Annotated in this window: 26 protein-coding genes, 1 tRNA gene and 1 other RNA gene; 9 read left to right on the forward strand and 19 right to left on the reverse strand. The window is 69.0% G+C overall.

Translation table 11 applies throughout. From position 1 onward, the window contains the following. Nucleotides 1-156: 156 nt before the first annotated feature. Nucleotides 157-1524 (forward strand): cysteine--tRNA ligase, encoded by a 1368-nt coding sequence (cysS, locus tag CURTO8I2_RS04895; protein ID WP_159679168.1) that lies wholly within the window; start codon nt 157-159, stop codon nt 1522-1524. Nucleotides 1525-1802: 278 nt separating this feature from the next. Here cysS and fabF read toward each other — a convergent pair whose 3' ends face one another. The 8 genes from fabF to CURTO8I2_RS04935 all read right to left on the reverse strand — a co-directional run bounded on the left by fabF (nt 1803) and on the right by CURTO8I2_RS04935 (nt 8183). Next, nucleotides 1803-3041 carry a beta-ketoacyl-ACP synthase II gene (gene fabF / locus CURTO8I2_RS04900; RefSeq protein ID WP_159679170.1) on the reverse strand — a complete coding sequence of 413 codons (1239 nt, stop codon included), beginning with the start codon at nt 3039-3041 and terminating at the stop codon, nt 1803-1805. A 157-nt stretch (nt 3042-3198) separates the two neighbouring features. Then, on the reverse strand, nt 3199-3438 hold the full coding sequence (gene acpP, locus CURTO8I2_RS04905; protein WP_096297753.1) for an acyl carrier protein: 240 nt from the start codon (nt 3436-3438) through the stop codon (nt 3199-3201). Nucleotides 3439-3569: 131 nt separating this feature from the next. After that, entirely contained in the window at nt 3570-4313 is a 744-nt protein-coding gene (fabG, locus tag CURTO8I2_RS04910; protein ID WP_159679172.1) for a 3-oxoacyl-ACP reductase FabG, read from the reverse strand. A 100-nt stretch (nt 4314-4413) separates the two neighbouring features. Further along, a complete protein-coding gene (gene fabD, locus CURTO8I2_RS04915) occupies nt 4414-5361 on the reverse strand; it encodes an ACP S-malonyltransferase (protein WP_159679174.1) in 948 nt (315 codons plus the stop codon). Between the two features lie 94 nt (nt 5362-5455). Further along, entirely contained in the window at nt 5456-6247 is a 792-nt protein-coding gene (locus CURTO8I2_RS04920) for a serine/threonine protein phosphatase (RefSeq protein WP_159679176.1), read from the reverse strand. Nucleotides 6248-6327: 80 nt separating this feature from the next. Continuing rightward, on the reverse strand, nt 6328-7311 hold the full coding sequence (locus CURTO8I2_RS04925) for a beta-ketoacyl-ACP synthase III (protein ID WP_159679178.1): 984 nt from the start codon (nt 7309-7311) through the stop codon (nt 6328-6330). Nucleotides 7312-7449: 138 nt separating this feature from the next. Continuing rightward, nucleotides 7450-7644 (reverse strand): 50S ribosomal protein L32, encoded by a 195-nt coding sequence (gene rpmF, locus CURTO8I2_RS04930; RefSeq protein ID WP_159679179.1) that lies wholly within the window; start codon nt 7642-7644, stop codon nt 7450-7452. Between the two features lie 20 nt (nt 7645-7664). Next, nucleotides 7665-8183, reverse strand: coding sequence for a YceD family protein (locus CURTO8I2_RS04935; RefSeq protein WP_159679181.1), 519 nt, complete (start codon nt 8181-8183; stop codon nt 7665-7667). Between the two features lie 134 nt (nt 8184-8317). Here CURTO8I2_RS04935 and CURTO8I2_RS04940 point away from each other — a divergent pair, with 134 nt between their 5' ends. Next, nucleotides 8318-8671 (forward strand): hypothetical protein, encoded by a 354-nt coding sequence (locus tag CURTO8I2_RS04940; RefSeq protein WP_159679182.1) that lies wholly within the window; start codon nt 8318-8320, stop codon nt 8669-8671. Beyond that, nucleotides 8668-9246: a Maf family nucleotide pyrophosphatase gene (locus tag CURTO8I2_RS04945; RefSeq protein ID WP_159679184.1), complete on the forward strand. Its 579-nt coding sequence runs from the start codon at nt 8668-8670 to the stop codon at nt 9244-9246. Before CURTO8I2_RS04940 ends, CURTO8I2_RS04945 begins: the two co-directional genes overlap by 4 nt. Nucleotides 9247-9255: 9 nt before the next feature. Here CURTO8I2_RS04945 and CURTO8I2_RS04950 read toward each other — a convergent pair whose 3' ends face one another. Continuing rightward, a complete protein-coding gene (locus CURTO8I2_RS04950; protein ID WP_236551001.1) occupies nt 9256-11103 on the reverse strand; it encodes a glycosyltransferase family 39 protein in 1848 nt (615 codons plus the stop codon). A gap of 57 nt (nt 11104-11160) precedes the next feature. Between CURTO8I2_RS04950 and CURTO8I2_RS04955 the strand changes: the two genes are divergently transcribed. From CURTO8I2_RS04955 to CURTO8I2_RS04970, 4 genes are read left to right on the forward strand one after another with little or no spacing between them, the layout of a single operon-like run. Next, nucleotides 11161-12108, forward strand: a complete 948-nt coding sequence (locus tag CURTO8I2_RS04955; protein WP_159679187.1) for an AAA family ATPase — start codon at nt 11161-11163, stop codon at nt 12106-12108. After that, entirely contained in the window at nt 12108-13061 is a 954-nt protein-coding gene (locus CURTO8I2_RS04960; protein ID WP_159679189.1) for a DUF58 domain-containing protein, read from the forward strand. Before CURTO8I2_RS04955 ends, CURTO8I2_RS04960 begins: the two co-directional genes overlap by 1 nt. Further along, the gene (locus CURTO8I2_RS04965) at nt 13061-14998 is read left to right on the forward strand and encodes a DUF3488 and transglutaminase-like domain-containing protein (protein WP_159679191.1); all 1938 of its coding nucleotides are present in this window, start codon (nt 13061-13063) and stop codon (nt 14996-14998) included. The genes CURTO8I2_RS04960 and CURTO8I2_RS04965 overlap by 1 nt, the downstream gene beginning before the upstream one ends. Continuing rightward, a complete protein-coding gene (locus tag CURTO8I2_RS04970) occupies nt 14995-15486 on the forward strand; it encodes a Slp family lipoprotein (RefSeq protein WP_159679192.1) in 492 nt (163 codons plus the stop codon). Before CURTO8I2_RS04965 ends, CURTO8I2_RS04970 begins: the two co-directional genes overlap by 4 nt. A 30-nt stretch (nt 15487-15516) precedes the next feature. Here CURTO8I2_RS04970 and CURTO8I2_RS04975 read toward each other — a convergent pair whose 3' ends face one another. From CURTO8I2_RS04975 to dnaX, 4 genes are all read right to left on the reverse strand, one after another. Then, nucleotides 15517-15864 carry a histidine triad nucleotide-binding protein gene (locus CURTO8I2_RS04975; RefSeq protein ID WP_159679194.1) on the reverse strand — a complete coding sequence of 116 codons (348 nt, stop codon included), beginning with the start codon at nt 15862-15864 and terminating at the stop codon, nt 15517-15519. Between the two features lie 67 nt (nt 15865-15931). Continuing rightward, on the reverse strand, nt 15932-16525 hold the full coding sequence (gene recR / locus CURTO8I2_RS04980) for a recombination mediator RecR (RefSeq protein WP_159679196.1): 594 nt from the start codon (nt 16523-16525) through the stop codon (nt 15932-15934). Between the two features lie 87 nt (nt 16526-16612). After that, the gene (locus CURTO8I2_RS04985) at nt 16613-16933 is read right to left on the reverse strand and encodes a YbaB/EbfC family nucleoid-associated protein (protein ID WP_159679197.1); all 321 of its coding nucleotides are present in this window, start codon (nt 16931-16933) and stop codon (nt 16613-16615) included. After that, nucleotides 16933-18723, reverse strand: a complete 1791-nt coding sequence (dnaX, locus tag CURTO8I2_RS04990) for a DNA polymerase III subunit gamma/tau (protein ID WP_159679199.1) — start codon at nt 18721-18723, stop codon at nt 16933-16935. Before dnaX ends, CURTO8I2_RS04985 begins: the two co-directional genes overlap by 1 nt. 124 nt (nt 18724-18847) lie before the next feature. Here dnaX and CURTO8I2_RS04995 point away from each other — a divergent pair. Together CURTO8I2_RS04995 and CURTO8I2_RS05000 are read left to right on the forward strand one after the other, a co-directional pair. Beyond that, nucleotides 18848-18940 (forward strand) — tRNA-Ser (locus tag CURTO8I2_RS04995). Between the two features lie 426 nt (nt 18941-19366). Further along, on the forward strand, nt 19367-19912 hold the full coding sequence (locus tag CURTO8I2_RS05000; protein ID WP_236551002.1) for a lipocalin-like domain-containing protein: 546 nt from the start codon (nt 19367-19369) through the stop codon (nt 19910-19912). Nucleotides 19913-19993: 81 nt separating this feature from the next. Here the strand turns inward: CURTO8I2_RS05000 and ffs are convergent. The 6 genes from ffs to moaC form a co-directional block, all read right to left on the reverse strand. Then, an RNA gene (ffs, locus tag CURTO8I2_RS05005) (signal recognition particle sRNA small type) lies at nt 19994-20090 on the reverse strand. Nucleotides 20091-20194: 104 nt separating this feature from the next. Further along, the gene (locus CURTO8I2_RS05010) at nt 20195-20758 is read right to left on the reverse strand and encodes a hypothetical protein (RefSeq protein ID WP_159679200.1); all 564 of its coding nucleotides are present in this window, start codon (nt 20756-20758) and stop codon (nt 20195-20197) included. Continuing rightward, nucleotides 20755-21762: a beta-propeller fold lactonase family protein gene (locus CURTO8I2_RS05015; RefSeq protein ID WP_159679202.1), complete on the reverse strand. Its 1008-nt coding sequence runs from the start codon at nt 21760-21762 to the stop codon at nt 20755-20757. The genes CURTO8I2_RS05010 and CURTO8I2_RS05015 overlap by 4 nt, the downstream gene beginning before the upstream one ends. Continuing rightward, complete coding sequence (locus tag CURTO8I2_RS05020) at nt 21759-22202, reverse strand: molybdenum cofactor biosynthesis protein MoaE (protein ID WP_159679203.1); 444 nt, start codon at nt 22200-22202, stop codon at nt 21759-21761. Before CURTO8I2_RS05020 ends, CURTO8I2_RS05015 begins: the two co-directional genes overlap by 4 nt. A 1-nt stretch (nt 22203) precedes the next feature. After that, on the reverse strand, nt 22204-22446 hold the full coding sequence (locus CURTO8I2_RS05025) for a MoaD/ThiS family protein (protein ID WP_159679205.1): 243 nt from the start codon (nt 22444-22446) through the stop codon (nt 22204-22206). Further along, on the reverse strand, nt 22443-22958 hold the full coding sequence (moaC, locus tag CURTO8I2_RS05030; RefSeq protein WP_159679206.1) for a cyclic pyranopterin monophosphate synthase MoaC: 516 nt from the start codon (nt 22956-22958) through the stop codon (nt 22443-22445). Before moaC ends, CURTO8I2_RS05025 begins: the two co-directional genes overlap by 4 nt. Nucleotides 22959-22989 lie beyond the last annotated feature (31 nt).

The raw sequence follows: 22989 nt of genomic DNA on the forward strand, positions 1-22989 counted from the left end.
GCAGTGTAGGCCGCGGCCGGCGGTGGGGGCTGAATCGACGCTGTCGTGAACACGGGCCGCGACCGCTGCGGCGCGGGTGGCAGCCCTGACAGCAGGCAGGCGCGCGCGCGCGGGCAGGCACCGTTAGAATCGTGCGGTTATCCCGGCGAGTACGCCATGTCCCTGCATCTCTACAACAGCCTGACCCGCCGCCTCGAACCGTTCGCGCCCCTCGATTCCGCGTGCCCGACGATGTATGTCTGCGGCCCCACGGTCTACAACTACGTCCACATCGGCAATGCCCGTGGCCCGGTGGTGTTCGGCGTACTGGCCGACCTGCTGCGCCGCCGCTTCGGCGCGCTGAAGTACGCGCGCAACATCACCGACGTCGACGACAAGATCAACGCGGCCGCGCGCGACCAGGGCGTGCCGATCTCGACGATCACCGATCGCTTCGCGGCGGCGTACCGCGAGGACATGGCTGCGCTGGGCATCGCCCCGCCGGACATCGAGCCGGCGGCGACGGCGCACATCGGCGAGATCATCGCGATGATCGAGCGCCTGATCGGCAGCGGCCACGCCTATGCGGCCGAAGGCCACGTGCTGTTCGCGGTCGGCAGCTTCGACGGCTACGGCAAGCTCTCGCGCCGCGATACCGACGACATGATCGCCGGCGCGCGCATCGAGGTCGCGCCGTACAAACGCGATGCCGGCGATTTCGTACTGTGGAAGCCGTCGACCGATGATCTCCCGGGCTGGGCATCGCCCTGGGGCGTCGGCCGGCCGGGATGGCACATCGAATGCTCGGCGATGGCCGCCGCGCATCTGGGCGAGACGATCGACATCCATGCCGGCGGCGTGGACCTGCAGTTCCCGCACCACGAAAACGAGATCGCGCAGAGCGAGTGCGCCCACGGCGGCGCGCCGTTCGCGAACATCTGGCTGCACAACGGGATGCTGACCTTCGCCGGCAGCAAGATGTCCAAGTCGATCGGCAATATCGAGCGCGTGCACGACCTGGTCCGCACGCACGCACCCGAAGCGCTGCGCTATGCCCTGCTCTCCGCGCACTACCGCCAGCCGCTGGACTGGTCGGATGCGCTCATCGAACAGTCGGTGAGGACGCTGGACCGGCTGTACGGCACGCTGCGCGAGCTGGGCGACGTCGAGGCCGAGGCGCGGATTCCCGCCAACATCGAAGCCGTACTGGACGAGGATCTCAACACCCCGGCCGCGCTCGCCGAGGTCGCGCGCATCGCAGGTGATGCACGGAAGACCACCGACGACGCCACGCGCACGACGCTCAAGGCGGACCTCCTCGGCGCCGGCCTCGCGCTGGGTCTGCTGCAGCAGGCGCCCGCCGACTGGTTCGCCCGCGGTGCCAGTGACGACGACGATGCGCGCATCCAGGCACTGATCGATGAACGCATCGCAGCCAAGCAGGCCCGCGACTTCGCCCGCGCGGATGCGATCCGCGACCAGCTGGCTGCCGAGCAGATCGTGCTGGAAGACACGCCGCAGGGCGTGCGGTGGAAGCGGGGCTGAGCGAGCGGAACCTGGCTCACCCTGTCGCCCCAGCGCACGCTGGGGCCCATTTTGATCTTCGCGAAGAACTGATCGCTGATCTGACCGATCGCTTCAGTGCGATGCGCGCGCAGCAGAAGCCAACATCAAAATGGGTTCCAGCTTGACCGGACATCCGTCTGTTGAAGGCCGCTGGGATGACGACAAGGACCCAAACGCTCCACCCGATCGCCTCCTCGGCAGACAAGAAAAAGGCCCGCTTGCGCGGGCCTTTTTTTCTCGCCAATCCAGCGTCGCCGTCAGACCTTGCGGAACACCAGGGTGCCGTTGGTGCCACCGAAGCCGAACGAGTTCGACATCACGTATTCGACCTGGTGCTCGCGCGCGGTCAGCGGCACGTAATCGAGATCGCAACCCTCACCCGGCGTGTGCAGGTTGATCGTCGGCGGGATGATGCCGGTGTGCAGCGCCATCGCCGAGAACACCGCCTCGATGCCACCGGCCGCGCCGAGCAGATGTCCGGTCATCGACTTGGTCGAGCTGACCATCACCTTCGACGCATGCGCGCCGAGCACGCCCTTGATGCCCATCGTCTCGGCGACGTCGCCGGCCGGCGTCGAGGTGCCGTGCGCGTTGATGTAGCCGATCTGCGAGGGATCGATACCCGCGTCGTCGATCGCGGCGCGCATGCAGCGGCCGCCGCCCTCGCCGTTCTCGCTGGGCGAAGTCATGTGGAACGCGTCGCCACTCATGCCGAAACCGGCGAGCTCGGCATAGATGCGTGCGCCACGCGCCTTCGCGCGCTCGTACTCTTCCAGCACCAGCACACCCGCGCCGTCGCCCATGACGAACCCGTCGCGCTCGACGTCCCACGGACGCGAGGCACCGGTCGGATCGTCGTTGCGGGTCGACATCGCCTTCATCGAGCAGAAGCCACCGACCGAGGTCGGCGTGGTCGCGAACTCGGCGCCACCGGCGATCATCACGTCCGCATCGCCGTACTGGATCATGCGCATCGCCAGACCGATGTTGTGCGTACCGGTGGTGCAGGCGGTGACCGCCGCGATGTTCGGACCCTTGGCGCCGGTCATGATCGACACCTGGCCGGAGATCATGTTGATGATCGTGCTGGGCACGTAGAACGGCGAGATCTTGCGCGGGCCACCCTCGGCGTACTTGATCGCGGTGTCCTCGATGCCCTTGAGGCCACCGATGCCCGCGCCGATCGCCACGCCGATGCGTTCGGCGTCGGATTCGCGCACGTCGATGCCCGCATCGGCGATCGCCATCAGGCCGCCGGCGACACCGTAGTGCACGAAGGGATCCATCTTCTTGACGTCTTTCGGCGCGATCCACTGGGTCGCGTCGAAGCCCTTCACCTCGCCCGCGATGCGCGTGGCGAAATTGGTGGCGTCGAAGTGGGTGATCGGGCCGATGCCCGACCGGCCGTTGACGATGCCGTCCCAGCTCGAGGCCAGGTCGTTGCCCAGCGGCGAGAGGATGCCGATGCCCGTGATGACGACGCGGCGCTTGGCCATTGTTCAACTCCTGAGAAGTCGGTGGCGGCACGGTGGGTCGCCGCCAATACGCACAAGGCCGCAACGCGGCCTCGTGCTGGAACCTGTCTGTCCGGCCGCATCGCGACCGGAGCGGTCACACGCCCATCGGTTCGAACCGTGGGCGCGGACGCGGGCATCAGCCCTTGGCGTGCGCCTTGACGTAGTCGATCGCCTGCTGCACCGAGGTGATCTTCTCGGCTTCTTCGTCCGGGATCTCGCACTCGAACTCTTCTTCCAGCGCCATCACCAGCTCGACGGTGTCGAGGGAGTCGGCACCGAGGTCGTCGACAAAGGAAGCGCTGTTGCTGACTTCTTCTTCCTTGACGCCCAGCTGCTCGATGACAATCTTCTTGACGCGCTCTTCGATGTTGCTCATGGGTAGTTTGCTCCGGGGAGGCGATTTTCGGTGGATAGTGTAAGGGAAAGCCGGGCGATGGGCGTACCACCATCAAAGCCCTTGCCATTCAACGGCTTGCCCTCGGAATTCAAGTGTCGCCGCAGCCCGTTTCAGGGCATGTACATGCCGCCGTTGACGTGCAGGGTTTCACCGGTGATGTAGGACGCCGCCGGGCCTGCGAGGAAGGCCACCGCCTGCGCGATGTCGTCCGGCTCACCGAGGCGTCCGAGCGCGATGCGTTCGGTCAACGCGGCCTTGGACTCATCCGGCAGATCGCGGGTCATGTCGGTGGCGATGAAGCCAGGCGCGACCACGTTGACCGTGACACCCCGCGACCCGATTTCCTTCGCCAGCGACTTGCTGAAGGCAATGATGCCGGCCTTGGCCGCGGCGTAGTTCGCCTGGCCCGCATTGCCGGTCACGCCGATGACCGACGCGATGTTGATGATGCGGCCCTTGCGCGCCTTCATCATGCCGCGCATCACCGCCTTCGAGCTGCGGTAGACGCTGGTCAGGTTGGTGTCGAGGATGGCCTGCCAGTCCTCGTCCTTCATGCGCATCAGCAGGTTGTCGCGGGTGATGCCGGCATTGTTGACGAGGATCGAGATCGCGCCGAACTCGGCGGCGATCGCGTCGACCAGCGCTTCGATCGCGCCGGGCTGCGACACGTCCAGCACACGGCCGTGGCCACCGTGCGCGGACAGGCGCTCGCCGATTTTCGACGCGCCAGCCTCGCTGGTCGCGGTGCCGATCACGGTCGCGCCCTGCGCGGCCAGCGTGTCGGCGATCGCGGCACCGATGCCGCGGCTTGCGCCGGTGACGAGAACGATCTCGCCGGAAAGAGGTGCGCTCATGAAAACTCCAGTAGGGCGTGTGTGACAGCGGGGGCCGAATGACGCGGGCATCCGCCGCACCCACGCGCAGTGTGCGCCGATCCGCGTCGATCCGCCGGGCTCAGACCGTCCAGTCTGCCAGCGCGGCGTCGAAATCGTCCGGGGCGGCGAGCGCACGGCCCTCGATCGACTTGTCGATGCGCTTGACCAGACCGGCGAGCACCTTGCCCGGCCCGCATTCGGCGATGCGCGTCACGCCGCGCGCGGACAGCGCCTCGACGCAACGCGTCCACTGCACCGGCAGGTAGAGCTGGCGCACCAGCACGTCACGGATCGCATCGACGCTCTCGTGCACCGTGGCATCCACGTTCTGCACCACCGGCAGCGAGGGCGCGTGCCATGCGACCGTATCCATGGATTCGGCCAGGCGATCGGCGGCCTGACGCATCAACGGCGTATGCGACGGCACGCTCACTGCCAGCTTGACCACCTTGCGCACGCCCCGCTCGCCCAGCAGCGCAATCGCGCGATCGACCGCCGCGGCATGTCCACCAACGACGATCTGACCGGGCGAGTTGTAGTTGGCCGGCACGACGACGCTGTCGTCTTCGGATGCATCGCGGCAGATCTCGGCCACCAATGCGTCTTCGGCGCCGATGACCGCGGCCATCGCGCCGGTACCCGCCGGCGCCGCGCTCTGCATGAGTTGGCCACGCAGACGCACAAGCTTCGCCGCATCACCCAGCGAGAGCACGCCGGCTGCGACCAGCGCGGTGTATTCGCCGAGACTGTGACCGGCCAGCGCGACCGGTGCAACGCCGCCCCGCTGCTGCCAGGCGCGCCACACGGCGACACCGGCGGCCAGCAATGCGGGCTGCGTGAACTCGGTCTCGTTGAGCTGCGCCTCGGGTCCCTGCTGCGACAGCGTCCACAGATCGACACCCGCACCCGCGGACGCTTCGGCGAATGCCTCGACGATCACCGGCTGGCGCGCGGCGAGATCGCCGAGCATGCCCAGCGACTGCGAACCCTGCCCGGGGAAGACGAATGCGAGTTGCGATGCGGTCACGCGTATTTCCAGCCTCAAAACCGGGGACGATGATAAGTGCGAAGCCGCGACATTGTCTGTACCGGTGCGTATGCGCGCGGCGCGTGCAGGCGGCTCAGAACATCATCCGCAGCAGTTCGATCTCGCCGTCCTCAAGCCAGTCCCACAGCACGGCGATACCGAGCAGCATCGGCAGCAGCGTCGCGGCGCGCACGACGAGGATGGAATGCGCGACGTGGCGCGCGGAGCGTCCGAGCCAGCCGATGCGCTGCGCGAGACCCTGCAGGCGCCCGACGCGGCCCGCGTGCGCGGCCACCTCCGGCGCGCGCTGCATGACCCGCGCGAGCATGTCGGCGAGCGCATCGGTGCGGCCGTCGTAGTACTTCGCCATGCCGAACGCGAACATCAGCCAGTCGCGTGCCTGCGCCTGCGGCAGCGACATCACTTCGAGCGGGTCTTCCTCGAAATCGATGAAGCCCACGCGACCGGCGTCGTCGAGTGTGATGTTGCGCGGCAGGGGCTGGCCGAAATAGGCGCCCCGCGCATGCGCATCGGCAATCGCATCGATCACCGGACCCGTCATCGCATCGATACGCGCGGGGTCGCCTTCGGCCGCGCGCAACCGCGCGGCGAAGGTGTCGCCGAGATTGCTCAACAGCAGCGTGGCGGCACCCTCGCCGAGCACGTGCGGCACGCGCACGCCCTGCGCGTCGAGTTCGGCAAGACGGCGTGCTTCGATCTGCCTGGCCACACCGCCACCGGGATGCGGCGGCGGACGCAGCGCATCGATCTCCAGCCCGCGCGCGATCGCGTCGAGGATGCCGAGACCGAGCTTGCGGCGATCGCCCTCGGAGTAGGCCTTGAGCCAGGCATCGCGCCCGGCGACGACGATGGATTCGACGCCCATGCGGGAGCCTCCGTGTCGTGCGGACGCGAGGTCCGCGAAAATGGAATCACCGCCAGGGCCCATTGGCCCCGGAACGGGATTCAGTAGCGCAGCAGCGCCGAACCCCAGGTGAAGCCGCCACCGAAGGCTTCGAGCAGCAGCAACTGGCCGCGTTGCACGCGACCCGAACGCACGGCCTCGTCGAGCGCCAGCGGCACCGAACCGGACGAGGTGTTGCCGTGTTTGTCGACCGTCACCACGACGCGATCCATCGGCATGTCCAGGCGCTTGGCCGTGGCTTCGATGATGCGCAGGTTGGCCTGGTGCGGAATCAGCCAGTCGATGTCGTGACGATCAAGTCCGTTGGCCACGAGTGTTTCCTCGACCACCGAATCCAGCGCCTTGACCGCGTACTTGAACACGTCGCTGCCGGCCATCTGGATGCGCACGCCGGCATTGGGCTGGTCGTCGCGGAACCCGGCGGACACGCCGACCGGATTCCACAGCAGCTCCTTCTTCGCGCCATCGGCATGCAGGTGGGTGCTGAGGATGCCGGTGTCGGTATCGGCCTTGAGCACGACCGCGCCGGCGCCGTCGCCGAACAGCACGGCGGTGGTGCGTTCACGCCAGTCGACCATGCGGGTCAGCGTCTCGGCGCCGACCACCAGCGCCGTCTTCGCATCGCCCGACTTGATGAACTTGTCGGCGATCGACAGCGCGTAGAGAAAGCCCGAGCATGCGGCGTTGACGTCGAACGCACCGCAGCCGTTGGCGCCCAACCGGGCCTGCAGCAGGCAGGCGGTGGACGGAAAGATGATGTCCGGCGTCGTGGTGCCGAGGATGATCAGGTCGAGCTCGGACGCCGACACGCCGGCCGCTTCCATCGCACGCGTGGCAGCGTGGAAGGCCAGATCGCTGGTGGTCTCGCCCTCGGCGGCCACGTGGCGTTCGCGGATGCCCGTGCGGGTCGCGATCCACTCGTCGCTGGTATCGACGAACTTCGCGAGGTCGTCGTTCGTCAACACCTTCTCGGGCAGATAACTGCCGGTGCCGGCGATGCGGGAATAGATGCGTGTGCTGGTCATCTGCGGAACGGCCCTCGCGCCAGGCGCGTGATCGTGGAGCGGCATCCCTGCCGACGGCAGACGCAGCCGCCCGTCAGGGACGGTGGCTGCGCCCGGTGCATCGTGCGCCTGCCCACGGATGGGCAGGCAGCGAGGCGATCAATCTTCCTCGACGACGCGCGTCTTCGGCTGGATCACCTGCTTGCCACGGTAGTAGCCGTCGGCGGTGATGTGATGACGGATATGGGTCTCACCCGTCGTCTGGTCGGTCGACAGCAGCTTTGCGCTGAGCTTGTCGTGCGCGCGACGCATGCCACGACGGGACGGGGTGACGCGGGATTTCTGGACAGCCATGGGAATTGCTCCAACAGGTTCTAGTTGTTTCGATCTTTCTTCAAACCCGCCAACGCCGAAAACGGGTTGACGCGTGTCTCTTCTTCGCTCGACACCGGCCAGTCGCGTTCGATCGCTTCGGAGCCGGGTGCGACCGGAATCGCGGGTATTGCCAGAATCAGTTCGTCCTCGACCAGCGCAAGCGGCGACAGCGACCCGTCGCCTTCGAGCAGCAGCGCCTCGTAATCGGGCAGCAGCCCGACCTCCTCCGCTTCGTCGCGGATCAGACCCAACCGCTGCTCCAGTTCGAGCGGCCACACGAAACGCTTGAGCGTCCGCTGGCACACCAGCGGCAACCCGGCCTCGATGCGCAGCAGCGCGAACGGCTGCTGCAGCGCGTCGCGACCGAACTCGATCGAGCAGACCACGTCATCGCCCTCGGCATCCGCCAGAAGATCCCGCAGGCGCGTCAACGACGCCAACGGCAGGCGCGCGTCGAGGCGCATATTGCCTGCGACCATGCGCCAAGCATCCACCAACTCGGGCATTTGCGCGAACATAGCCGCCGAATGTTAAAGAGGCGGCCCCGACCTGTCAAACCGCCTGTTGCGGCGCTAGGACCGCGGCGCCGACGGATTTGCAGACACCGCGGACCGCCGGGCAGACTGGCCCGCCGCGCCTCCGGACCTTCTGCGTGCAGCCGATTCCGAGCCTGCTGCTGGCCACCCTGCTTGCAGCGATCATTGTACTGGCGTGGCGACGCCGCGTGAGACGGCGACACCGCGCCTACGCGCGCGTCCTCGATGCGGCGGACACCTTCGAGGCGCGGCTGCGGGTCGCGCGGACCCAGATCGGCCAGACGGGCGGCGATCCGGTGCGGGATGCGCTGCAGGAAATGCTGCGGCAGCGACTGTGGCTCCAGCAGCATGGCCTGTCGGCGGATGTCGCCGCGCTGGATGCGATGTGCGCATCGATCGAGCAGGCGCAGGCCCGCATCGACCGGCAGCTCGCCCAGTTGGCCCTCGTCCGCGCGGGAGGCGGTGCATGAACCCGCCGCTGGTCCTCGGTTCCACGTCCACCTATCGTCGCCAGCTGCTGGAACGCCTAGGTCTACCGTTCACCTGCGCCCGTCCGGAGGTCGACGAGACCCCCGCGGATGGGGAAGACCCGGCCGCGCTCGCGATCCGCCTGGCACAGGCCAAGGCCGAGACCGTCGCCGCGGGAACTCTGGACGCCTGGGTCATCGGCTCCGACCAGGTCGCCGCACTCCACGGCCGCCCCCTGGGCAAGCCCGGCGGCCGCGCGGCGGCGATCGCGCAGTTGACGGCGATGTCGGGCCGCAGCGTGACGTTCCACACCGCGCTGGCGCTCGCACGCGCGGGACAGCCCACGCTCCAAGCCTGCGATCGCACCGAGGTCGTGTTCCGCACGCTGCAGGCGGACGAGATCGCGCGGTATGTGGATGCCGAGCAACCGTTCGACTGCGCCGGCAGCTTCAAATGCGAGGGTCTCGGCATCGTGCTGTTCGATGCGATCCGCAGCGACGATCCGACGGCGCTGATCGGCCTGCCTCTGATCGCGACCGCGCGCCTGCTGCGCGCAGCGGGCTACGCCCTGCCCTGACGGCGCGACTCAGCGCGCCGGCACGACGTCGATCGGGTGTTCGGCCCAGCGTTCGACCGAGCCGTCGCGTCCTGTGATCTCCAGCCCGAGCCAGTGCCGACCGGGCGTGAGCGTCGCGGGATCGACAGTGGCGCTGAACCCAATGTTCTCTCCCGCGGGATCGCGCGAATCGCCACGCAGGAAGCGCTCGACGATCCACGCATTCGGTGCACCGTACTGCGCCTCGGCCACCGGCCTGCCATCGAGCGTGATCGCAACCGAGGCGACCCCACTGCCGTTCTTGACCACCCAGCCGCGCACCTCGAAGGGTGCGTCGACCCGCGCCCCCGCCACCGGCGCATCGACATAGGCGAGCGCGGGCGTGACGCAATCGCCCTTGTCTGGGGTCGCATCCGCATCGAACCGCGACAGGATGAACCGCTGCGCGCCGCGATCGGCGTTGACCACGCGCGAGACGGGCAATCCGCCCATGCGCGCGCAGATGGTCTGGTAACGCTGCAGCAGCGCACTGAACTTCACGTCGTTGGCGCCGGTCACCAGCAGCACCGGACGTCCGGCCAGTTCGGCGCGCGCGTCGAGCTGCAGATTCCACAGCTGCAGCTGCGGCGCGCGGCCGTGATGGCGGTTGAGCGGATGGTCGAGCACGCGGATGCGTGGATCGCCGAGCGCGAATCCGAGCTCGGCACCGATCTTGAAATTGTCGGCAACGAGCACGGTATCGGCGGGCATGACGGCCAGCTCCTCGCGCACCGCATCGGCCAGGGTGTCCCAGCCGGCGAAGTTCGACGGGTACCACTTGAGGCCGGCACTGCGCTCGCGTACCTCGGGGACCGAGACCGCGGCGTAGTAGCCCACCACGCCCACGAAGCCGAGCGCCATCGTCGCCCAGGTCGCGATGCGCAGCCAGCGCGGCCAGGTCATCAGTACGAATCCGATGAGCGGCAACAGGGCGAGATAGCCCGGCAGTGGCCAGTGGAAGCTCGCACGCTCGGTGTCGGCGACGAAACCGAGCGCGAAGAAGCCGAGCACCATCAGGCCACCGGAAATCGCGAGGAAGCGCGCCGCATCGTCGGATGCCCGGCGCAGACGCCATGCCGCGATCAACAGTGCGGCGAACAGCAGCGGCGTCACCATCACCGCCTGGATCACGATGAACTGCCAGCCGTCGGCATGCAGTGCCCACGGGTGCCGGTCGACCATCTGGAAGCGCAGACCCGCCTCGGCGTTGTCGATGTTCCAGACCAGCAGCGGAATCCAGGCGGCGGCGCCGGTGGCGATGGCGATCCACACGCGCGGGTCGCGCAAGGCGTCACGCCCCTTCGCGATCGCCAGCAACGCCACGATGCCGACGCCGATCACCGCGATGAAGCGGTAGTGGCTGAGCGCGCCGAGCGACAGGCCAAGTGCGAGTAGCAGCGCGCCGCCGTGGGTCACCCCGCGCAGCAGACGCACGCCCGCATCCAGACACAGGACAGTCGCCAGCGCCAGCATCGCGTCGGGCAGGGCCATCACGCCGAGCGAGCCGAGCAGCGGCAGCAACAGCGCCGCGCACCCCGAGAGCCACGCGGCCTGCGGATCGAACTCGCGCGCGGTCAGCCGCACCACCAGCCACGGCACCAGTGCCGAGATCGCGATGAAGGGCAGCCGCACGGCGAGCAAGCCGTCGCCGAAGACCTCCGTCCCCAGCCGGATCAGCCACGCGGTGAGTCCCGGCAGGTCCGAATAGGCGAACGCGGGATGCTGGCCTTCCAGCCAGTAGAACGCCTCGTCGACGAACAGCGGCAGCCGCGCGGCAATGGCCAGTTTCAGCAGCACGATCGTCGTCCACAGCACGACGAACACCGTGCGAATTTCCATCCGCCGCATTGAACTCGACCTCGCTACACTCGGGGGGACCGCCGAAGGAACATCTACATGCCCGACCCGACGACGCCCGCCATGCTAACCGACACCCAGCGTGAAGCCCTGTCGTCATCGCTGGCCCAGGTGAACCGGCTGGTGCTCGGCAAGGAGACTGCAGTGACGATGAGCTTCGTCGCCCTGCTCGCCGACGGCCACATCCTGATCGAGGATCTGCCCGGTCTGGGCAAGACCACGCTGGCGCACGCGATCGCAGCGACGGTGGGCCTGGACTTCCAGCGCGTGCAGTTCACTTCGGACCTGCTGCCGTCGGACGTGGTGGGCGTCTCGGTCTACGAGGGCAGCGCGCGGCGCTTCGAATTCCACGGCGGCCCGGTGTTCACCAATGTGCTGCTGGCCGACGAGATCAACCGCGCGCCGCCGCGCACGCAGAGCGCGCTGCTCGAAGCGATGGCAGAGCAGCAGGTCACCGTCGACGGCACCACGCACCGGCTTCCAGATCCTTTCTTCGTCATCGCCACGCAGAACCCCGTGGACCTGTCAGGTACGTACCCCCTGCCCGATTCGCAACTCGACCGTTTCCTGCTGCGGCTCACGCTCGGATATCCCGACCGCGCTGCCGAGCGCGCGCTGCTGTCGGGCAGCGACCGGCGCACGCTGATCGCCGAGACCGTGCCGCGACTCGGCGCGGATGATCTGCTTGCGCTGCGCGAGGCCGTCGCGGCGATCCATGCCAGTCCCGCATTGATCGATTACGTGCAGGCCTTGATGGCGCGCAGCCGTCAGCACCCCGGCGTGCGCGTCGGCTTGTCGCCGCGTGCCGGACTCGCCCTGCTGCGCGCCGCACGCGCGTTCGCCCTGCTGCAGGGGCGTGACCATGCCCTGCCCGACGATGTGCAGACCCTGTTTCCGCTGATCGCCAGCCACCGCCTGGTCGCCGAGGCCGATACCGCGACCGACGGACTCGCCGCGTCGATCCTGCAGGCCGTGCCGGTCGACTGATGCCCGCGTTCGCCGGCCTGCGCCGTCGCGTCGAAAGCTGGGCGCGCCCGCGGCGTCCGGAGGCGCTGCCCACGTGCCTGGACAGTCGGCGCATCTACATCCTGCCCACCGGGTTCGGCGCGTTCGTCACCGCGCTGCTGGCGACGATGGCGATCGGCGCGCTCAACTACAACAACAATCCGGCGTTGCTGCTGTGCCTGCTGCTGGTCGGCGCGGCATTGGCGAGCCTGCTGTGGACGCAACTGCAGCTCGGCGGACTGGAAATCCGCGCGGTGCACGGTGAACCGGTCGCCGCCGGCCTGCCGATGCCGCTGCACGTGCACGTCGAAGCGGCCCCGGGACGCGAGCGCCGGGGACTGCGCGTGGCCATCGGTGACAGCGCGGCGCTGCTGTCGCTCGACGACGCGGGTGGCGAGTCGACGGTGATGCTGCCGACGTCGCGGCGGGGATGGCTGACGCTGCCGCGCCTGCGCATCGACACCACCCGCCCGCTCGGGCTGGCGCGTGCGTGGGTCTGGGTCTGGCCGACGACGCGCTGCCTCGTGTATCCGGCGCCCGAAGCGTCCGGACCACCGCTGCCCGATGGTGGCGGCGACCAAGCGCAGGCGCGGCTCCATCCCGCCGGCGAGGAGCTGCACCATCTGCGCGACTGGCGCTCGGGCGATGCGCCGCGGACGATCGCCTGGAAGGCGTCGGCGCGTCGCGACGCGCTGATCGTGCGCGAGTTCGAACGCCCGCAGGGCGATGACCTGACGCTGGACTGGCAGCGCCTCGGCGCGCTCGATGCCGAGTCGAAGATCCGCCGGCTTGCGCGCTGGGTCGACGAGGCCGAGCGCGAGTCCGTGCGCTATCGCCTGCTGCTTCCGGGGGCCCCGGTGATCGGTCCGGATCGCGGCGCCGCGCATCGACACGCTTGCCTGCGCGCACTTGCGCTGCTGCCCGACGCCGGCTGATGGCACGCACGTCGCCCGCGCTCGACACCGCCGGCCGTCGCTGGTCGCTGATCGCGGCCGCCGTCTGCCTGCTGCCGCTGTTGTTGCAGCTGCCGATGCCGCAACCGGTGGTCATCGCGGCCGCCGGTGTGCTCGCGGCCGGCATGGCGTCGCGCCGAACGGCGCCGGGCTGGCTGCGCGCGATCCTCGCGCTCGCCGTGTTCGGGCTCGTGCTCGCGCAGGGCGGCATGCAGTTCGGCAGGGACACCGGATGCGCGCTGCTCGCCGGGATGCTCGCGATCAAGCCGTCCGAGCTGCGCACCCTGCGCGATGCACGCAGTCTGCTGGGCTTCGCCCTGTTCGCGCCGTTCGCGACCTTCCTGCTCGACCAGGGGCCGCTGTCGCTCGCGCTCGGCCTGGCCGGCGCGGTGCTCGTGCTCGCGGCGCTCGCCCGACTGTCGGAACAGGAATCGGGGTTGCCCGCGGCAGACGTGCGCCACGCCACGCGCATCGGCATCGTCGGGCGGCTGATCGCGATCGGCCTGCCGCTCGCGCTGGCCGCGTTCTGGCTGTTCCCGCGCCTGGCGAGTCCGCTGTGGGGCATTCCGGACCTGTCGACCGCGCGCCCCGGCCTGTCGGACGAAATGTCGCCGGGCGACTGGATCGACCTCATCGCCGACGACACGCCGGCCATGCGCGTGACCTTCCGCGGCGCCGAGCCCTCGACGCGTGAGATGTACTGGCGCGGGCCGACGCTCACGCAATACGACGGCCGCACCTGGACGGCGTCGCCCTGGCTGCGCAGCCTGCCGCCGGCGACGGTCGAGCACGGCACGCCGACCTGGGCATACGAGATCGCGCTGGAGCCGACCGAGCGCAACCTGCTCGTCGCACTGGAGATGCCGCTCGAATTTCCCGACGGCATGCGCGCGGCGCACGAGTACACACTGACCAGCGCACGGCGGCTCGACCGGGTGACGCGCTGGCAGCTGCGTTCTGCGCCTCCGACGCGCTTCGAAGCCGACCTGCCGGATCCACTGCGCCGGCTCGCGCTGCAGCTGCCGGCGGGCTTCAACCCGCGGACGCGCGCACTGGCCCGACAGTGGCGCGCCGAAACAGCAGACGACGGCGCCCTCGTCGAACGCGCGCTCGCCTGGATCCGCAGCGATTTCGCCTACACCCTGACCACGCCGCTGCCGGGCCGGCACGCGGTCGACGAGTTCCTGTTCGACTCCCGCGCCGGCTTCTGCGAGCACTTCAGCTCCGCATTCGCGGTGCTGATGCGCGAGGCCGGCATTCCGACGCGCGTCGTCACCGGCTACACCGGCGGCACGCGCAACCGCTACGGCAACTACTGGATCGTCCGCCGCATGGACGCGCACGCCTGGAACGAGGTGTGGCTCGAGGGACGTGGCTGGGTGCGCATCGATCCGACCGCCGCCGTCGCACCCGAACGCATCTACGACACGCTCGAGGACCGGCTTGGCGCGGACGGTGGCGAGGCCCTGTTGCCGATGGCCGACCTGGGCGACTGGGCGCGCCGCGCGTGGAACGACTTCGTGCTCGGGTTCGATGCCGCGCGCCAGCAGCGCATGCTCCAGCGGGTCGGCTTCGAGAACATCGACACAGGGGGCCTCGCCGCCCTGTTCTCGCTGTGCGCGGCGCTCGCGCTGGGCTGGATGCTGTGGCTGGTCGCACGCACCGAGCGCGAACGCGATCCGCTGCTGCGCGCCTGGCATCGACTGGGCCGCCGCTATGCACGGCTCGAACTGGCCCGCGAACGGCACGAGCCTGCGATCGCCTGGGCGCAGCGCGTCAGGGCCGCGCGTCCGCACGACGCTGCGCTCGTCGCCCTCACCCGTCGTTTCGTCGCAGCCCGCTACGCTTCATCGGCGTCCGACGCGACGCTGGTGCGGGCACTGCGCGCGCACCGTCCAGCCCGGGAGACCCCTCGATGACCGCCCTTCGCCTGCTGCCCGTCGTCACCTGCGCGCTGCTGCTCGGCGCGTGCGCGTCCCAACCGAAACCGCTGCAGGGCGGCTACGTCGAAGCGCTGACGCCACACGCCGCCGTGCAGGGCGAACACACCGGCGCGATGGTGCGCTGGGGCGGCCGCATCGTGCAGGTGGAACCGCGCACCGACGCGACCTGTTTCGAGATGATCGCCACGCGCCTGACCGCGACCGGTCGTCCGTACTGGGCGAGCGACGACACCAACGGCCGCTTCATCGCCTGCCGCGCCGGCTTCTACGATCCCGCGGTGTTCGAGATCAATCGCGAAGTGACGTTCACCGGTCGGATCGCCGGCTACGACTCGCGTCGGGTCGGCGAATACGACTATCGCTTCCCGCGCGTCGAAGCCGACGTGGTCTACCTGTGGCCCAAGCGCGAGCGCGTCGACGTGATCACGCGGCCGGCGCCGTGGCCCTGGTGGGGCTACTGGTGATCGTGGCTCCGTAGGAGCGGCGCCTGCCGATCAACCCGCAGTGCCGAAGCGGCCCAGCGGTGCGCCGGCCAGCAGGTGCAGATGGATCTGGAACACCGTCTGGCCGCCGTGCGCATTGCAGTTCATGACGATGCGATAGCCGTCTTCGGCGAATCCCTGTTCCTTGGCGTATCCCGCGGCCGCGATCGCCAGTTGCCCGATGATCCCGGGCGCGTCGGCCGGCACGTCGTTGAGCGTGGCGAAATCGCGTTTCGGCACGAACAGTACATGCACCGGCGCCTGCGGCGCGATGTCGCGGAACGCGATGACGTGGTCGTCCTCGAAGACGATGTCGGCGGGAATCTCGCGCTGGATGATCTTGTGGAAGATGGTCGTCATGGACGTCGGTCATCGGAATCGGGGACGCCGAAAAGCATACGTCACCGTCGCCGCCTTCCCCGCACGCCTACGCCACTTCGCTGCGACTGCCGAATGCATGCGACAGCGTGCCGCGATCGACGTATTCCAGTTCGCCGCCCAGCGGCAGCCCGTGCGACGGCCGGCTCGGGCGCACGCCGTGCTGGCGCGCGATCTGGGCCAGGTAGTGCGACGTGGCCTCGCCTTCGACGGTCGGGTTGGTCGCGATGATCAGTTCCTGCACTTCGCCTTCCGCCAGTCGCGCGCCGAGCAGATCGAGCCCGAGCTCATGCGGACCGATGCCGTCGAGCGGACTCAGCCGCCCCTGCAGCACGAAGTAGAAGCCGCGAAACCCGGTCGCCTGCTCGATCGCGAGCCGGTCGGCGGGCGTTTCCACCACGCACAGCGTCTGCGCATCGCGCGCGGCGCTGCTGCAGGTCGGGCACACGGGGGTTTCGCTGAAGTCGCGGCAGCGCTGGCAATGGCCGATCTTCTCGACCGCTTCGGCCAGCGCGGTCGCCAGGCGCGCCCCGCCCTCGCGCCCGCGTTCGAGCACGTGGTAGGCCATGCGCTGTGCGGATTTCTGCCCGACGCCGGGCAGCACGCGCAACGCATCGATCAGCTGTTCGAGCAGGGAGGACATACGGTTGCCGATGCGTCAGCGGTGATTCGTGATGGCTGAAAGCTGGCAGCGCACAGCGTGTCGGCTCGGATCACGAATCACTGCAACTCAGAACGGCAGCTTCATGCCCGGCGGCAGCGGCATGCCGGCTGCTGCACCGGACATGCGGCTCTTCGACTCCTCGTCGACCTTGTTCGACGCGTCGTTGAACGCGGCGGCGATCAGGTCTTCGGCCATCTCCGGATCCGACAGGACGCTCGGATCGATGCGCACCTTGCGGCACTCCTTGTTGCCGGTCAGGGTGATGGCGACCATGCCGCCGCCGGCGCTGCCTTCGACCTCGAGACTGGCGAGTTCCTGCTGCACGCGCTGCATGTTTTCCTGCATCTTCTGCGCTTGCTGCATCAACTGGGCAATGTTTCCACGCATCACTGAAATCCTCGTTCTTCAAAAGGGCGTATCGAATCGGGCACCAAGCGGGCACCCTGCTGCGACATCAGCCGCTGCACGTCCGGATCGGACATGAAATTGCTCTCGGCGTTCGACTGCCGCGCATCGCGCTCGCGCGCATTGCGTTCGTGCAGCGTCACGGTCTCGCTCGCAGCCGCGGTCTCGAAGCGGATCTGCGGCGCGCCGCCGAGCGGGCCAGCGAGCGCCTCGCACAGCTGGTGGACCATGATCGGCGCTTTCAGGTGTTCGTCCGCTTCGGGCAGCGCGAGCCGCAGCACGGCACCGTCGAGCGCGACGAACGCGGCGCTGGCGGCGAGTTCGCGCACCGGGCCGCGCAAGGGCAGCTCGGCGACGAGATCGAGCCACTGGTGTGCATCGAGCGTGCGCAGCTTCGCAGCCACTGCAGGCGGCGGTGCTTCGGCACGCGGTGGCGCGACAGGCGGCACATCGACAGGCGGAGTGGTGCGCACCGGCGCCGGGGCCGGACGCGCAGATGGCGGTGCGACCACGGCCGCTGGCGGCGGCGCAGATGCGACCTGCGGGGTCGGAGACGGCGATGCGGTGCGCGGCGCAGGCACGGACGCGGGCGCCGCCTGTGCACCGAGCGCTGCGCGCGCCGCAGCCGGACCGCTTGCGCGATTGCCGCTGCCTGCGGCGGGAGCAGCCGCGCCACCTTCTGCAGGCCGGAACGCGAGCATGCGCAGCACCGTCATCTCGAAACCGGCGCGCGGGCTTGGCGCCAGGCCCACGTCACGTCGTCCGTTGAGCGCCATCTGGTACCAGAGCTGCACGACTTCCGGGCGCACCGCCGATGCGATCGCATCGACATCCACGCCATCGGTCTCGACGCTGACTTCCGGCACCAGCTGCCGCACCTGGATGCGATGCAGGGCTTCGGACACCGCATCCAGCACGCCGCCCCAGTCGGGCGAGAATTCGGCCAGCGTCGCCACCTCGGCAAGCAGCGCAGATCCGTCGCCATCCGCCAGCGCCGACAGCAGCGCACCGACGCGCGTGCGATCCACGCTGCCGAGCATCGTCGCCACCGCCGCATCCCCGAGCGCACCGCCCTCGCCGCCTGCGCCCGTATAGGCGATGGCCTGGTCGAGCAGTGACAGGCCGTCGCGCAGGCTGCCGTCGGCGGCCTTCGACAGCTGTCGGATCGCACCGGCCTCGACCGCGATGCCCTCGGCGTCGAGGATCCGCGTCATCTGGCCCTGGATCTGCTGCTCGTCGAGCCGCTTGAGGTTGAACTGCAGGCAGCGCGACAGCACAGTGACCGGCAGCTTCTGGGGGTCGGTCGTCGCCAGCAGGAACTTCACGTGGCCCGGCGGCTCTTCAAGCGTCTTGAGCAGCGCGTTGAACGCCGACTTCGACAGCATGTGGACTTCGTCGATCAGGTAGACCTTCACCCGGCCGCGCGAGGGCATGTACTGCGCGTTGTCGATCAGTTCGCGCACGTCGTCGACACCGGTGTTGCTGGCGGCGTCGATCTCGAGCAGATCGATGTAGCGACCGGCATCGATCGCCAGACAGGTCTCGCAAGCGCCGCAGGGATCGGACGAGGTGCCGGTCTCGCAGTTTAGGCTCTTGGCGAAGATCCGCGCGATCGTGGTCTTGCCCACGCCGCGGGTGCCGGTGAACAGGAAGGCGTGATGCACGCGGCCGGTTTCCAGCGCGTTGGTCAGCGCACGGACCACGTGCTCCTGGCCGACGAGTTCGGCGAACCGCTTCGGACGCCACTTCCGGGCGAGGACGAGATAGGACATCCTCGTATTCTGCCACGCCCCCAACGGTTCCTTGTGACCACGGGCGCCGGCGGATAGAATGGCCGGCCCGCGGCGTCCCTACGCCGTTGCGCAGCGCCCCGGCGCTCCGCGAAGGGCCAGTTCTGGAGAGGTGTCCGAGCGGTTGAAGGAGCACGCCTGGAAAGTGTGTAAGCGTCTAAACCGCGCTTCGGGGGTTCGAATCCCCCTCTCTCCGCCAGAAACGCAAACGCCCCCTCGTGGGGCGTTTTGCGTTTCTGGCGGCGAGGGGAGTGAAAGAACCTCCGCGGGTTCGAGGGATCCGCCCGAAGCGAATCCGGACAGCCGAACGGCTGGCCCCGCAGGCGCGCGCCGGAGGAGCGCGGCCCATGGAGGGGCCGAACCATCCGCTCACTGCACGCACCATCTCTTCTTCGAACAACGCACGACGAGAAGATCGGAATCGATCCCGGCATTCGCTGGGATGACCCCGTGCGTGCTCACCCACTCGATCGGAGACACGCGCAGCGGTTGTTTCGAAAAAGCCGCGGACACCAGCTCCCACAATGCATTCACGCCTTCCGGGGTGTCGCTGCAAACCCGGCGCCGCGCGCGCTCCGTCCTCACCCGGCACCTGCCCGCATCGCATCCCGGCCCACGATCGGCCATGCTGACCCGCCGCCTCGTCGCCCGGCACCAGATGCCCATCGCCTTGCCGCTCTCCACGCATGCCATGACGCTAACTACCCCCACCCAGCAGGACACGCCGGCTGGCGAACAGACAAGCGCTGCGCCTCTCGACGGCAGCTGGCGTCTTCTCTCGTATGAGGTCGAGGTCAGGCGCAGCGGCGAGACCTTTCCTCCGATGGGCGCCCACCCGAGCGGCTATGTCATGTTCGCGCCCGAAGGCCGGGTGTGGTTCATGCTGACCGGCGACGGGCGAGAGCCGGGCGACAGCGCACACGAGAAAGCACGATTGCTGGAGACGGTGATCGCCTACACCGGCCGCTACCGGATCGAAGGCGATACCTGGATCACCGCGGTCGACGTGGCCTGGAACCCGGCGTGGGTCGGCACCGAACAGCGCCGGCAATTCAGGCGCGACGGCGATCGCCTGCAGGTGCTGACACCGTGGCGGGTGATGCCGAACTGGGCCGACAAGGGCGAGACCCGCAGCATCATCACCTTCGAACGCGCACGCGAGACGCGGTGAACGCCGCGGCGGCGATGCATCGCGGCACCGGGGCGACAGACCCCAAGCCGTCGACGCGGCCGGATCCCGGACAAGGTGATGGCCCCGCCGACTGACCTCGGCGCCCGCATCGACCGATACCGTTGCTGCCTTCCGGCCCTGGCGGGATTTTCGGTCTAGCGTCGCGAGGGGCCGACGGGGCCACCATGGAGACACGCATCGGGCCTTGCGCCCGACCCCGCCATGACGACGGGACGCGGAGTCTAGCAGGCCCGCGGCGGCGCGCCTATCCGATGCAGGCGATCACGGCGATCCGATGCGCTCGACCTCGGGCGTGCCGGCCTGCTGGCTGAACCGAAACGCGTAGGACAGGCGAACAGCCGTCGGGGTTTCGATGACGCCATCGGCCTGGCAGGCGTCGGCGCCATCGAAGGACTCCGGCGCCACGCACAGCAGCGCGGGCGCATAGGTCCACTGGCGCACGGCAGCGAGCGCCGCGCCGGTGAACGGTGCGATCTCGACGGCCTCCGGCAGCGCGCAGTCCGTACTGGTACGCGGCGCGGCCGCGGTCACTGCACCCGTCGCATCGATGGCGGCATCGATGCACACCACGACCGGCGGGAGACGCAGCGCAAGCTGGCCCGCCGGATAGACCGGCATTGCCGCAGGCATGTCCAGATTGGGATGGATGAAACGGCGATTGCGCTGCATGTCCATGCGTCGCGTGTCCGCGGCCGGCTCCATCAACGACGCGCCGACCGCGCCCTGCGGTGGTGCCGCGGGCGGCTGAACCGGTGCGATCGGCGGTGACGATGCGCAGCCGGCCAGGCCGGCGATGCAGACGAGCCCAGCGGCGCGGCCGATCAAGGCGCGACCTCGCCCGGCACCAGCGCCAGTGCATCGGGTTCGCGCCCGGTCGCCCAGTATTCGAGCACCTTCCAGTCGCGCGTGTCGATCACCGCAATGCGGTCGGCGCCACTGATCGCGACATACGCCCGCGGCGCATCGGGATCGACGAGCGCGCCGATCGGCAGCGGCCCATTGCCGAGCAGCGTGGTCTGCAACGCGGCGTCGGTCGGCGCGAGTGCGACGGTCGCCACCGCGCGGCGCGATGCGACCTCGAACACCGACAGCGTGGCCGCCTTGGCATTGGTGACCAGCGCGTGTTGGCCATCGGGCGTGAACGCGACGCGGATCGGGAACCCTGCACTCGGCAGGGTCGCCACGATGTCGAGCGAATCAGGCGCATGCACGGTCACGGTGTCGTCGGCGCGATTGGTGACCCAGACGCGTCCGTCCGGCGCGATCGCGATGCCTTCCGCGCCAGCGCCCGCAGGCCGTTCGGCCAGGGCACGCATCGTCGCCAAGTCCACGCGCACGACGGTGCCTGCGCGGATCTTGCTGACGTACGCGGACGCGCCGTCCTTCGACACCGCGACCATATGCCCGATGCCGTCGCCCACATCCGCGACACCGGTCACCGCACCGCGCGCGATGTCGACGCGCAGCAGCGCACCGCTGCTTTCGGTCGTGACCAGCGCATCGCCATTGGCGAGCAGTTGCAGGCCATGTGGTCTGCCGTGCGTGCCCAGATCGATGGTGCGCGTGCCGCCATCGACGAGATCGATCACGGTCAGCGCGTGGTGTGGGTCCTTGTGGCCGTACGTCGTGACGACGGCGGTGCGGCCATCGCGGGAGACGGCGATTTCATGTGGCGCAGGACCGGTCGCGTATGCCGCCAGACGTGCACCGCTCGCGCGGTCGAGCGCCCAGACCGTGTCGGCCGCCTTGTTGCCGACCAGCAGCCGCGGCGCGGCGTGCGCGCCGGTCGTGAGCGCCAGCAACACCGCAGCCAGCAGCAGCCGCCTCACGCATCACCTCCATGCGGCGACTCGGGATGCAACCAGCCGGCATCGCCGTCGACGTAGCGTTCGTGCTTCCAGATCGGCACGCGATCCTTGATCTCGTCGATGATGTAACGGCAGGCGTCGAAGGCCGCGCCGCGATGCGCTGCGGTCACGCCGACCCACACCGCCATGTCGCCGATCGCCAGGTCGCCGATGCGGTGTACGCACAGCGCCGCACACAGGTCGAACCGTTCGCGCGCCTCGGCGACGACTTTTGCGCCTTCGGCCTCCGCCAGTGCGACATAGGATTCGTACCGCAGGCCGCGTACCGGTCGACCCTCGTTGTGGTCGCGGACCCAGCCTTCGAAGCTCGCGAACGCGCCTGCGCGATCGTGCTCGACGCGACGACGCAGCGGTGCCAGATCGACCGGCGCATCCGCCAGCCAGAAATCACGATCGTGCATTTCAGCCTCCGCTGACCGGTGGAATGAAGGCGATCTCGCTGCCGGGCAGCAGCGCATCGTCCCAGCGCGCGAATGCGCCATCGACGGCAACGCGCAGGCGATCGACCGGCAACGCGAAGCCATGTCGCGCGCGCAGTTCCGCGTACAGCGCGCGCAGATCGGGCGCATCGGTGGCCCAGGTCTCCTCGCCCTGTCCCGCGGCATCGCGGAGGCTGGCGAAATACAGCACGCGCACCGCGCTCATCGCGCACCGCCCGTGATCGATCCGACATCGCGCTTGCCGCCGCGCTTGCCGACCAGCTTCGCGGGGCCCAGCACGATCGCGTGCGACAGCGCCTTGCACATGTCGTAGACGGTCAGCGCGGCGACGGTCGCGCCGGTCAGCGCCTCCATCTCCACGCCGGTGCGGTGGGTCGTCTTGACCGTGCATTCGATGCGCAGCTCGCGCTCACCGTGCCAGTCGATGGCGATCGCGATGCCGTCGATCGGCAGCGGATGGCAGAACGGAATCAGTTCGTGCGTGCGCTTGACCGCCATCGTGCCGGCGATGATCGCGGTGTCGACGATGCCACCCTTCGCGCTCTTCAGACCGTTGGCGTGCAGCTGCGCGGCGACATCCGCCGGAAAACGTACGCGACATTCGGCGCTGGCGACGCGCGCGGTGCTCGCCTTCGCGGACACGTCGACCATGGTCGGTCGGCCGGCGGCGTCGATATGGGTCAGCGCTGCGGGCGCCTCGGGTTTCGTGCGGGCCATGTGCCTGCGTCGTGACTGGGGAACCCCGGAT

The organism is Luteimonas sp. 9C (genome assembly GCF_902506295.1).
Taxonomy (GTDB): Bacteria; Pseudomonadota; Gammaproteobacteria; order Xanthomonadales; family Xanthomonadaceae; genus Luteimonas.